This window comes from Janthinobacterium sp. 64 (assembly GCF_002813325.1).
Classification (GTDB): Bacteria; Pseudomonadota; Gammaproteobacteria; order Burkholderiales; family Burkholderiaceae_D; genus Janthinobacterium.
In genome coordinates, this window is sequence record NZ_PHUG01000001.1 from 1,347,540 (window position 1) to 1,359,831 (window position 12,292).

9 protein-coding genes are annotated in these 12,292 nt (G+C 56.6%); 1 reads left to right on the plus strand and 8 read right to left on the minus strand.

What is annotated here, in order from left to right; genetic code table 11:
* Nucleotides 1-58: 58 nt before the first annotated feature.
* The 6 genes from rimO to phaC form a co-directional block, all read right to left on the minus strand.
* Nucleotides 59-1,465 carry a 30S ribosomal protein S12 methylthiotransferase RimO gene (gene rimO / locus CLU91_RS05900; protein WP_232730638.1) on the minus strand — a complete coding sequence of 469 codons (1,407 nt, stop codon included), beginning with the start codon at nucleotides 1,463-1,465 and terminating at the stop codon, nucleotides 59-61.
* 235 nt (nucleotides 1,466-1,700) lie between these two features.
* Nucleotides 1,701-4,664 (minus strand): CHAT domain-containing protein, encoded by a 2,964-nt coding sequence (locus tag CLU91_RS05905; RefSeq protein WP_100873412.1) that lies wholly within the window; start codon nucleotides 4,662-4,664, stop codon nucleotides 1,701-1,703.
* Nucleotides 4,664-6,082: a DUF4384 domain-containing protein gene (locus tag CLU91_RS05910; protein ID WP_157814618.1), complete on the minus strand. Its 1,419-nt coding sequence runs from the start codon at nucleotides 6,080-6,082 to the stop codon at nucleotides 4,664-4,666. Before CLU91_RS05910 ends, CLU91_RS05905 begins: the two co-directional genes overlap by 1 nt.
* A gap of 37 nt (nucleotides 6,083-6,119) precedes the next feature.
* The gene (locus tag CLU91_RS05915) at nucleotides 6,120-7,301 is read right to left on the minus strand and encodes a phospholipase effector Tle1 domain-containing protein (protein ID WP_100873414.1); all 1,182 of its coding nucleotides are present in this window, start codon (nucleotides 7,299-7,301) and stop codon (nucleotides 6,120-6,122) included.
* Between the two features lie 239 nt (nucleotides 7,302-7,540).
* Entirely contained in the window at nucleotides 7,541-8,104 is a 564-nt protein-coding gene (phaR, locus tag CLU91_RS05920; RefSeq protein ID WP_071076767.1) for a polyhydroxyalkanoate synthesis repressor PhaR, read from the minus strand.
* 225 nt (nucleotides 8,105-8,329) lie between these two features.
* Entirely contained in the window at nucleotides 8,330-10,045 is a 1,716-nt protein-coding gene (gene phaC / locus CLU91_RS05925; RefSeq protein ID WP_100873415.1) for a class I poly(R)-hydroxyalkanoic acid synthase, read from the minus strand.
* 112 nt (nucleotides 10,046-10,157) lie between these two features.
* Here phaC and CLU91_RS05930 point away from each other — a divergent pair, with 112 nt between their 5' ends.
* Entirely contained in the window at nucleotides 10,158-10,391 is a 234-nt protein-coding gene (locus CLU91_RS05930) for a hypothetical protein (RefSeq protein WP_232730639.1), read from the plus strand.
* A 16-nt stretch (nucleotides 10,392-10,407) separates the two neighbouring features.
* Here the strand turns inward: CLU91_RS05930 and pgeF are convergent, their stop codons facing one another.
* Complete coding sequence (gene pgeF, locus CLU91_RS05935; RefSeq protein ID WP_100873416.1) at nucleotides 10,408-11,193, minus strand: peptidoglycan editing factor PgeF; 786 nt, start codon at nucleotides 11,191-11,193, stop codon at nucleotides 10,408-10,410.
* Nucleotides 11,193-12,218, minus strand: a complete 1,026-nt coding sequence (locus CLU91_RS05940; RefSeq protein ID WP_100873417.1) for an RluA family pseudouridine synthase — start codon at nucleotides 12,216-12,218, stop codon at nucleotides 11,193-11,195. Before CLU91_RS05940 ends, pgeF begins: the two co-directional genes overlap by 1 nt.
* Nucleotides 12,219-12,292 lie beyond the last annotated feature (74 nt).

Sequence of the window (12,292 nt, forward strand, 5' to 3'; positions counted from 1 at the left end):
GGGCTTATGCCCTTTGCCTGCCGTACGTATGACAGAGTGTTACACCTGCGAAAAATATTTATTCCGCAGCGCCCCACAGGTCGTGCGCATCGGCGGATGTAATGGTCACGTCAACGAATTGCCCCACGGCCAGCTTGCGGTGCGGCTCGAATGGCGGTTTTACGTACACGACGCCATCGATTTCCGGCGCGTCGGCAGACGAGCGGCCCACGCCGCCAGAGCGGGTGACTTCATCGATGAGTACGCGCACGGTCTTGCCGACCTTGGCTTGCAGGCGTTTTTTCGAAATTTCTTCCTGCAGCAGCATCACGCGGCCGCGGCGCTCTTCGCGCAGCTCTTCCGGCACGGGATTTTCGATCGCATTGGCCGTCGCGCCTTCGACGGGCGAATAGGCGAAGCAGCCCAGACGGTCGATCTGCGCTTCCTTGAGGAAGTCGAGCAAGTATTCGAATTCCGCTTCCGTTTCACCAGGGAAACCGGCGATGAAGGTCGAGCGGATGGTGAGATCCGGGTTGATGGCGCGCCAGGCCTGGATGCGGTCGAGGTTTTTCTCGCCGCTGGCAGGACGCTTCATGCGCTTCAAGACATCAGGATGCGCATGCTGCATTGGAATGTCGAGGTAAGGCAAGATGTGGCCGCCGCTCATCATCGGGATGATCTGGTCCACGTGCGGGTACGGATAGACGTAATGCAAGCGTACCCAGGCGCCGTAGGTCTTGGCCAGCTCGCCCAGCGCTTCCGTCAGCTGCGTCATGTGGGTTTTCACGGGACGGCCATTCCAGAAGCCGGAACGGAATTTCACGTCCACGCCATACGCCGAGGTATCTTGCGAAATGACCAGCAATTCCTTGACGCCGGCCTTGAACAGGTTTTCCGCTTCGATCATCAATTCACCGATCGGACGCGAGACGAGGTCGCCGCGCATCGACGGGATGATGCAGAAACTGCAACGGTGGTTGCAGCCTTCGGAAATTTTCAGGTAGGCATAGTGCTTCGGCGTCAGCTTGATGCCTTGCGGCGGCACCAGGTCGAGGAAGGGCGCGTGCGGCTTCGGCAAGTGAAAATGGACGGAATCCATCACTTCGGCCAGCGCGTGCGGACCCGTGACGGACAGCACTTTCGGGTGCACCTTCATGATGATGTCGTCGCCGGCAGCATCTTTCTTGGCGCCCAGGCAACCTGTCACGATGACTTTGCCGTTTTCAGCCAGCGCTTCGCCGATGGCGTCGAGCGACTCTTGCACGGCAGCATCGATAAAACCGCAGGTATTGACGATCACCAGATCGGCGCCAGCATAGGATTTCGCCGTTTCGTAGCCTTCGGCGCGCAGTTGGGTCAGGATTTGTTCGGAGTCGACCAGCGCTTTCGGGCAGCCGAGCGAGACAAAGCCCACTTTCGGAGCAGCCCCTGGAATGATGGCGGCAGGGGTAGATTTGACTTCAGGAATACGGGAGATCGAATGCATGATAGAGTGCCGGGAAAATTTTGACCAATCGAACATTGTACATTATTCTGTGCTCTGTTCCATGCCAATATCCAGATAGCACCTCGCCCAGAACTTCTGCTTGTTGTTTTCACAGCTTTACGCATTGCACTTCATTGAGTCCAAGCAAAAGCAGCCAGTCAGAGCCGCGTCGCCCCCCCTGCCAGTCCCGCAATCCGCCCCCTATGCGCCACGACCTCCATGTGCATGGCGTAAATTAGCGCCCAACAGAAATAAAAGCGGCCCACATCGACGGATGGCGAAGTCGAATATCCTTATCGTGAAGCGACTGCAACATGGCATCACGTAATGCAAATGCGAAAGGCACCCTTGCTCCAGCATTCAGATACGAACGCATGGCACGTATCGTTAATGTCTCAGTTGCCCGGGATTCCACTGGCCATAAGCTGGCGACGACCGTTCTCGATCCAGCATACAAAAATGCACTAGTCAATCCCGAAAATCCTTCTGCGTCAATCGTTCCATCGCTTCCTGATGTGTCGCAGGCGCTCAGATAGACCAGGTCGGCATCAAGATGCAATTCATACACTTCCGTAGCAGACAGAAAGCTCTCCCTAGGTGGACCAGTCCCTCTGGAGAGTAACAGGCTAGGCCCAAGTGCCCCACTAATTTCTCCGCCAAGATAGCCATGTGTACTGAAGACGAGTATTCGATAGTTCTGCAACGGCAAAGCCATCAGCTTCTGTTTGCTAGCCTGCGGGCCGAGCAGAAGCCGCCTTGAACGCGAGGGGAACATATTCGCCAGCGCCTTGAGTTCCCTGGCAAACGCCGTTGATGTGGTGTCGGACTGGAAAGTCTCGTTGACAGTCGTTGAGCCCCGCAATTGAAATTCACGCATGCCATTCAACTCCTGACGAGTAAAAGAACTGCTGCCGACAGGATCACCAATACCCAAGAAGAGGTTTTTCGCATTAGTAGGAGCGCGCTCGCTCAAACTAGCCCACGCCAGGATCGACGGCGCAATGGTAATCGCCACCTTTTCCACAAGCCAGCACCCGCCTGCACTTGGTCTGCAGCTAGCCACTCGCAGTGCAGACCAGGGCAAGCGATCAAAAACAGCAGGGGGAGCCAATATCCAGCGTGTCTTGCCGACGATATTTGATGCAATATTACCGAACAGGGCAGTATGAAGTTGCTCTGCCGCAGCCATCGGGAAAGGCGGAATTTGCTCCGTATACCAGATATTTTTCAGGTTGTTCGCGGCAGACAGCTCAATACTAGCTTTGCGCAGCGCAGCCAAGGATTGGGAGATGACCTCCAGCCGGATACCATCAGTACTAATACAAACGATCATATTACCTGCGGGATGCAGTATCCATTGCCAATATGCATCCGACACAGCCAATGCTGGCGTCAAGCGATCCCAAGAAACAGTGCCAACGCTTGCGATAGCCTGGCCATTGGTCGTGGCTATTTTGTTCAAGTCCCGCTTCAGATCCTTTAACTCGCTCATGACTGATGCGAGGTCTTTTTGCAGCCACTCCCCCTCCTTTCCGTCTTTTTTCTTATCCATACTGACTGTAGCAAGTGCACTTCTTATGCTGATCAGGCTATGCAGCAACGCACCTTCGCGGTCGAGTAAACGCTGAACCACCTCATTACCTGCACTCGACCGTCGCGCTGCATGCTGCACGCCTTGCCCGAAACGTGATGCACTAAAGGTCTGAAGGATCGTCAATATCTCGTCCTTGGGCTGCGGATCGTTTACAGGCTGGGGAACGGTTTCCGCAATACTCTTTAGCAGCCTGGCACTAACTTCCAGAAGTAAACTATCAATCGGTAACCGTACTCGACCAAGCTCGTCAGAGCGCTCCAGCGCCTGCGATGCAATCAGCCTCAAACGCGCTGAGCGCCATAAGGACATTGCCTCGGCGTCCATGCCACGCTTGTAAGCAAAGATGGCCATTTCATTCTCTACCATGGCCATCAGCGTGCTTGCCTCGGCAGGCTCACTCAAGTTTCGCTGCGATCGCTTGTATGCCGATGCCAGTACTGCTTGTGCCTCGGCATTTCGTTCCAGTACGGAATACGCCCGCGCAAGCCGTATCAGCGTAAAGATGTGTTCGCTGCTAACCGTGTCATCTCCGAGCACCTTGATGACTTCTGAATAGTCGTCTAACGCGTTTACTGGATGATGTGACTCACTTATCCCGGCGCCGATCCTGATACTCTTCAAACCATTTTCCGCAAGTTCAAGCGCATATGCTGTGCGACCGGCAACTTGTAGCATGGGGATGAAGTTCATCGCCGTGTTAGCCCAGTAAGTGTCGCCCCAAGCCTTTTTGGCCGCGAGCAATTCGCGCACTTGGCGTTCAAAAAGTGTGAAATCCTGGCGCTGATAAGCGAGCCGTGCCTGAAAAGACAGGCCTTCGTCACGTAATTCAAAGGCACTCATCTGCCGCATAGTTTCCAGGCTACGTGCGAAGTCAGCTTTTTTTGCTTTAAGCAATTCTTGCTGATAATCCCGTTCAAGTTGCACTTTGCGCGCCACATCGTTCTCCGCCTTTCTGGCGGCGTCGAGCTGGCGCAATCGTAAGGCAACAATGCCGGGCTTACTCTCCCTTGCATCATCGAGCGGTGGTAATGCCAGTATCGCGGCGCTCAAACTGATCATGTTCCGCGCAGCCGATTCAGCAAGCATAATATCCCCGGCATTTTCGCTGAGGCGCAATAGCCTCATCCAGCGTCCGCCTTCGTTGATGACGTCGCCCCCACTGCTCGTCGGCCGCCAGCTGCGCATCTCCAACATCAACTGTTCCGCATCGACATAGCGGCCCAAGCCGAAGTAAGCACCAATAAGACAGTCAGCAGCTGCAGTGCGCTCCTCTTGGCTGACGGCGCGCGCAGCCTGATAATGACACAGCCTCATAACCTGCGGGAACTGCCCGAGTGTTGCATACATACCCTTGATCTGCTCAAAGATCAGCGATCTCAACCCTTTCGGGAACGGCTGCCCAGGCATATCCGCTTGCAGAAGAGCGCCAAACGTCTTTAATTCCATCTCTGCCGGCGCCCCCATCGGCGGCAAGGGCTTTGCCACGTCGGCAGCGACAGCTTGAACCAGTTCCTGGGGGCTTGCTTGAACAGGTGTGAGATGCAGGAAAATCAGCTCTGCCAGCAAGATCACGCGACACAGGCTGCGAAGGCAAAAGAAAACCATTATTTCTCTTCGTACGGTAAATGCAGAAATGTCAAGCTTGCCGAAACATCCTCCCCTTGCCTGCTGATCTTATATGCTATGGGTACCTTGCGTGAGACGGCACTGGCGACATTGGATTCATACGCGCCGCGCTTTTGCAATTTCTGCCTCAGACCCACGCTGGCGTTTCCCGGCTGACTGTCAATTTCCTGCCCGCCACTTTCAAGATCCGCTCTCGGGGCAAAAGACGCAAGGACCAACACTCTTTCGGTGCCGGCATGGGCATCGAGTCTCAGCGCCTGCTTCGGGTCGGCAGGAATGCGGAAGGTCTTCGACGGCTGTTCTTGCTTCACTCTCTTGGTAGGATAATAGCGCTCGATTATCCTACGGCTGCCTTCATTGAACACATAGATCCAGCACGGCCTTGTGCTACTGATCTGCAACGCATACATGTCGCCGGAGTATAAGGGCAGATCCATCGGCAATGGGGCACCATTCGGCGTCACTAATGCAATTTTTACATTAAATGGAATGTATTCATCGGCCACCAATTTGCGGATATGCGTGGCAACATATGCATACACATCGTCCGCCCGCGTAGCTGGCTTTACCAGATTGATATGGTCGCGTTCAAACGGCATTGCCGTTTCATCGCATCCGGTCAGGGCCCGGTTGCGCGCGACGATAACCATGTTACCAACTGCATATTTTTCATATGCACAAAAGCTTTTTGGGTACGGTGCCTCCACGGTGCGCCGTCGCAACAGCGCTCCCCAGCTGTCGTCTTCGGCTTGAAGGAATGTGTTCAGCTCAATTGGATTCATGTCATTAAACTGGGGATTGCGGGTTAGTACCGACATGATGCTGGCCACTTCCGCGCCGCCGCTCGGCGTGCCGAAAAAAAAGATCCCTGCAACCTTGGCATAATCTTCGGGATGAGAGATGCTCAGTTGTATCAACATCCGCCTTGCTACCAAGCCGCCCATGCTGTGGCTGACGAAGATTACCTTGTCAGCATGTTCGAACAACTGCTTGGTCCGCAGCCGCTCATTGAGCAGCACGGCGATTTCGTTGATATTGCTGGCGCGCCGCAGTGCTCCGCTTTGATACGCGAGACTGATGACCCGGGGAGCTTCTTTAAACCGCGGATCCGACGCAAGCATTACGGGCCAGCTCTGCTTGGCGGAATCGGCCTTGAAGCTCAATTCAGCATTGCCCATGACACCGTGAATAAAGACAACCGCTACATGCTCGGTGCGAGTACCCGAAATATCCAGGTCAACGCTGGCCGGAGCTTGCGTGACAGGTTCGCAGGCACATATCAGCAGGGTAGCAACAATGGCAACGATACGACGCCTATTTAAGTGCATTGCATACTCCTCTGACACGTTGACCATAGGCCATGCAGGTTCTTGCCATGTACCGGTTTCAACCTGCATCGATACGCCACGTTGCGACCAGCCTCTTATCGCCAAGCTACATGTCTGCACACCCCAGCGGATATTTTCTGATATCTCGCTTGCCGTTGATGTGCACCTCCGCCGGTGAGTGGCTAGCGCGTTCAGCGATACTGGGATGGCCTCCACCAGGCGGCACCACCCGGTCTTCACAATGGCTGAACCAATTCCCCGGCGAGTCTCCGACTGACCAATGCGACATAGCCATCACAGCGGCCCCGGCATCAGATGGAGGCGACCGCAAGGCGTAGTGCTGCTGCAACAACTCGCGCATCCAGCTCAATGTCAACAGCGATAACCGATTGTCATCTTGATAGCCGCCTCCGATATCGCTATGCGAGCCCGGGAACCACTTCTGGCTGATTTCGGTATATTGAGGATTTAACGGTTGACATACCAGTAATGGTGCAAAACGGCTGCGTTTTTCATCTGCGGAAACCGCATGTACGTAGGTCTTGATAGTTGGATAGGAATCGGATTTATACCGGTCGCCGACACGGCGATCCGCCTCCTCCCGACATGGTCCGAAAGTCTTAAACCATGAGCCAGGCACGGTATCCCATAGGCCGACAAACTCGATCCGGGCCGGGCGCATATCCAATTTGAGTTTGGCCAGCAATTCTGAGGCCAGCGGTGGGGCCTGCCCAGGATGCCAGCCTTTCCAGAACGGCAGAAAATCGATATCACTCACGTTGCGGGTAATGTCCAGCACGCTGTCCCATACGGCCATGCGCTGGCCGGCATCGATCGAGAGTGCTGCCGACAACGGCAGACCAGCATATGAGATTAACCCGGCGAGCGCCCGCGCCTCATGTCCGCCTCGACTGAAACCAAACAGGTAGATAGCATCGCCTTGTGCGTAATGGCGCGCGATGAAATCATAGCCCATCAAAATACGCTTTTTCATGCCAATGCCCAACGCCATGCCTATCAACTGGGTATTGGCACCGCCAACTCCCTCAATATATAGGCTCGTGGATTGTAGATCTGCATTGTTCGCTACCAACTCATAGATGCGCTGCACGTTGGTATTTGAAGATAGGTCATTACTGGTGCCGTCCATGAAAACAAAAATGCTCTTGGGCTTACCAGCGTCCCCCTGGAATGTGTGCTCGGCTACCCGTGGCGTCATCCACGAACAACCCCATAGACAGCAACACAGGAGCAATGTGGCACAGCGCTCGATCCACTGACTATTCATGGGAGCACTCCAGTCTCAAAATATCAACGATAGGATGTCTTTTGAGACTAGGACAACTAGCTGGCCATTACAATGGATGACACCATGACCTTTGCGCTAAATCAGCGGCGCGCCATATGTTTGATTTCAAGGATAACGGTTCAATGGCACCGGCAAAATGGCCGCGTTTTTGCCCCACCATGAAAAAACGGCACAGTGAAATTCCACCGTACCGCCTGACATCGGAATCAGCAAGTAACTTACTTTTTGTCGGTCGGCGGAACCGGCGGCACAAACGGGAACGTGCCGAACAGATTCTTGCTCTGGCTCTGCATCTGTTCCTGCATCTGCACGAACAGGCTCTTGCTCTGGTCGATGTAGTTGTTCATCATGCCTTGCATCATCGGGCCCTGGACATTCATGAACTGGGTCCACATTTCCGGGCTAAATGGCTTGCCTTCGAAGCTGCCGGCCGACGTGCCCGTGAATTTGTGCTGGATATCGGTGAACGCTTGCACGTTCTTTTCCAGGTAGGATCCCATCATGCCCTGCATGGCGTGGCCATAGTAGCGGATGATCTGCGACAACACGCTGCTCGAAAACATGGGCGCGCCGTTCGCTTCCTCTTCCAAAATGATTTGCAGCAAGATGCTGCGCGTCAAATCTTCACTGGATTTGGCATCGACGACCGTAAACACCTCATTGTCCAACACCAGCTGCTTGACGTCCGTCAAGGTGATGTAGGAACTGGTTTGCGTGTCGTACAAACGGCGGTTGGGATATTTTTTAATCAGGCGGTCTATACTTTTTTTTGCACTACTCATCACAAGTTCCACTTATTGCGCCGCAGCGCATACTGAGTTAATCCGAAAAAAAAGCGAACGTGGGTCCGCTTTCGCACCTGCCTACCTTTTCCATTATAGAGTGGAAAATGGCTCCATTGCACATCAGGGTAGTAGATTCCCATATTTATTGCAACGCAACTAAAAGTAGATTCCTGACAAGACCGGAGATTACGCCGGTCTTGTCAGGCAAGAAGCTTTTGCAAACTAGTCTGCCCTGACTTTAACATACCGCCCCGGCGCCGGCTCGATAGCCGCGTGGCGCTTGTTGCCCGGCTTGGCTGGCGCCTTCACCTGCGCGCCGCCGTGTTCGGCAAGGAAGGCGGCCCATTCGGGCCACCAGCTGCCCACGTGCTCGGTGGCGCCCTCCATCCACTGCTCGGCAGTCAATGGCTTGGCTTTCGCCGTGCGCGGCTTGTCGTTGCTCCAGTAACTGCGCTTTTTCTTCGAGGCAGGATTGATCACGCCGGCGATATGGCCCGAAGCACCGAGGATAAAGCGGTTGGCTTTCGGCTTTTTCGGGTTCAGCAAGGCCGTGCTGGCATAGGCCGCGCCCCAGGGCACGATATGGTCTTCGCGCGAACCGTAGATGAAGGCGGGCGCGTCGATGCTGCTCAGGTCGACCTTTTCCCCGGCCACCGTCAGCTTGCCCGGCACTTTCAGGCTGTTTTCCAGGTAAGTATTGCGCAGATACCAGCAGAACATGGGGCCCGGCAAGCCCGTACCGTCGCCATTCCAGTACAGCAAGTCGAACGCGGGCGGTTCCTTGCCCTTCAGGTAATTCGATTGCACGTAGTTCCACACGAGATCGTTCGGCCGCAGGCTCGAAAAAGTGCTGCCCAGGTCGCGGCCCGACATCAGGCCGCCCTTGGCCAGGCTTTGCTCGCGCAGCGCCACTTGCGGCTCGTCAATAAAGACGTCGAGCGCGCCCGTGTCGCAGAAATCGAGGAAGGTCGTCAGCAGGGTCAGGCTGGCGGCGGGACTTTCACCCCGTGCCTTGAGCACTGCCAGCGCCGTCGAGACGATGGTGCCGCCCACGCAAAAGCCGAACATATTGAGCTTGTCCTGGCCGGAGATTTCCTGCGTCACCTTGATCGCTTCGATCACGCCTTGCTCGACGTAATCGTCCCACGTCAGGTGCTGCATGCTCAGGTCCGGATTGCGCCAGGACATCAAAAACACGGTATTGCCCTGCTCTACCGCATAGCGCACGAGCGAGTTTTCCGGCTGCAAGTCAAGGATATAGAATTTATTGATGCATGGCGGCACCATCAGCAGGGGACGCTGGTGTACCGTGGGAGTGCTTGGCGTGTACTGGATCAGCTGGAACAGCGCGTTCTCGAACACTACCGTGCCCGGCGTGGTGGCCACGTTGCGCCCCACTTCGAAGGCCGATTCATCGGATTGCGAGATGCGGCCCTTCTGCATGTCGGCCAGCATATTGCTCAAGCCCTTGGTCAGGCTTTCGCCCTTGGTCTCGATCAGGGTTTGCTGAGCATCGGGATTGGTGGCCAGAAAGTTGGCCGGCGACATGGCATCGACGATTTGCTGCACGGCAAACGCAATCTTTTGCTTCTGGTGCGGCGTCGCTTCCACGGCATCGGCCATGGCGCTGAGAAACTCCGCATTGAGCAGGTAGGCGGCCGCATTGAAGGCCGACAGGGGGCTGGCGTGCCAGGCGGGAGCGGCGAAGCGGCGGTCTTTCAGTTCCGGCGCCTTGCCGGCCATAAAGTCGGCCCACAAGCCCGTCAGCTTGGCCACGTAGGCGTTTTTCAGTTGCTCGATCGCTTCGGGCTTGATGCTGGCGCCCGCATCCTGCAAAATGCCGGCAATCGGATTGCCCTGCGGCTGCGGTACCATGTTGAACCACGTCTTCCACTGCTCAGGATTGCTGATCTGCGCCATCCATTCCTTGGTCATCATTTGAGGATCGGGCATATTCATAGATGTAAAAGTCCATTAAGAAATTAAAACGTCGTCAAAAATAAATACTTCTGGATCAAAGCATGCAAACTCTTACTGGCTGCCAATACCAATGATGCTCATGACCGCTGTTGCCTGGATCTATGTCGTCGGCCTCATGGCGCTGACGGAACCGTCCATCGTCGCCGGGGTGATGACCTTCGTGCTGTACTGCGTCATTCCGCTGTCCATCCTATTCTATCTGACGGGCTCGCGGCGACGCAAACGCAAGGCTGAGCGCGTCGCTGAACTGAACGCGCGCGCACTCGCCTCAGCAGACGATAAAACAAAAACGGCAGACACATAAGTGTCTGCCGTGCAGATTATTTGCGCCAGATCAAGCTGGCCTGTCTTCCCGTGACGCCATCGCGCCGGTACGAGTAAAACTGCGCCGCATCACTGACGGTGCAATATTCCCCGCCCGCCACTTGCGCCACGCCATCGCGCAGCAGCATGGTGCGCGCCAGCGAATAGATGTCGGCCAGGTACTTGCCCTGCTTGCCGGCGATGGCGGTGAACGCAGCGCTCATCACTTGCCGCTCGGCAGCGTCGCGCGCGCCGTCGCGGAACGCTTGCAGCACGTCCTGCCCCACTTCGAATTGCTGTGGACCAATGGCCGGCCCCAGCCAGGCGAGGATGTCCGTCGCGCCCTGCGACCGCATGGCTGCCACCGTGCGCTGCAAGACGCCATTGGCCAGGCCGCGCCAGCCCGCGTGGGCCGCGCCGACGACGAGGCCATCGGTCGAACAGAACAGTACGGGCAGGCAATCGGCCGTCATCACCACGCACACGGCGCCGGGCAAGGTGGCGATGCTGGCGTCGGCATCGGGCACGCCACCGTGCAGGCTGGCCGCGTCCACCACGGCCACGCCATGCACCTGCGACAGCCAGGCCGGTTCGGCAGGCAAGATGGCCGCCAGCCGCGCGCGGTTGGCCGCCACGTGGGCAGGATCGTCGCCCACGTGCGTGCCCAGATTCAAGCCACCGCCGCCCTGCCCGTCACCATATGGTTCCTGGCTGACGCCGCCCGCGCGCACGCTCGACAGCGCGCCCACGTTCGCGGGCAAGCCGGGCCAATCGGGTACAAGGCAAGGCAACGGCGACGTCATCAGACCTGTTCCGGCTCGGGAATGCCGGCGGTGGCGATCAGCTCGGCGAAGTCATCTGCCAACGGCACGATCCATTCGCACGCTTCCAGGGTACCCGGATGCACGAGACCCAGGCGGCGCGCCTGCAGCGCCTGGCGCGAGAACACCGACACCAGGTGCTGCTTGCCGTACACGTAGTCGCCGACCAGGGCAAAGCCCAGATGCTGCATGTGCACGCGGATCTGGTGCGTGCGGCCTGTTTCCAGACGGCATTGCATCAGGCTCACGGGACGGCGGTCGAGTTCCCCGCTGCCGATCAATTCATAGTGCGTGATGGCAGGCTTGGCGGTGAAATTTTCAGACACTGCCATCTTGACCCGGTCGCGCGGGTGGCGCGCGATGGAGGCGTCGATGGTGCCCGCCATTTTCGGCGTGCCCCACACGAGCGCAAAGTATTCACGCTTGACGGTGCGCGCCTGCAGCTGGCGCACCAGGTCCGTTTGCGAAGCGAGGGTCTTGCCGACCACCATCAGGCCGCTGGTATCCTTGTCCAGGCGGTGCACGATGCCCGCACGCGGCACGCCCGCCAGTTGCGGACAGTGGTGCAGCAGGCCGTTGAGTAAGGTACCCGACCAGTTGCCAGGGCCCGGATGCACGACCAGTCCGGCCGGTTTGTTGATGACGATGATATGCTCATCTTCGTGCACGATGTTCAATTCCATCGCTTCCGGCTTAAAAGCCTCGTCTTCCGGCGCGCTTTGCGGCAGAATGACGATCTTCTCGTCGCCATAGGCGGTCATGTTGCGTTTGGCAACTTTTCCATCGACGGTCACGAAACCGGCTTCCAGCCACAGTTGCAAGCGGCTGCGCGAGTATTGTGGCACCAGTTGGGCGATGACTTTATCGAGGCGGTGGCCGCAGGCGTCCGGCGTCAGTTCCAATGTAATCGGGGCCATTTCCTCGAAGGCGTCGTCGGCGGCAAAATCGCCGTCAAACGCATCTTCGGCGCCATGGTCAGAAAGGGAGTCAAACGCGGAGTCAGCCAAATTAGGCTTCGGAGTTAATATCACAGCATTCCCATCGGCTATAATCAGCCTATTGTAAAATCTTGGTTAAAACC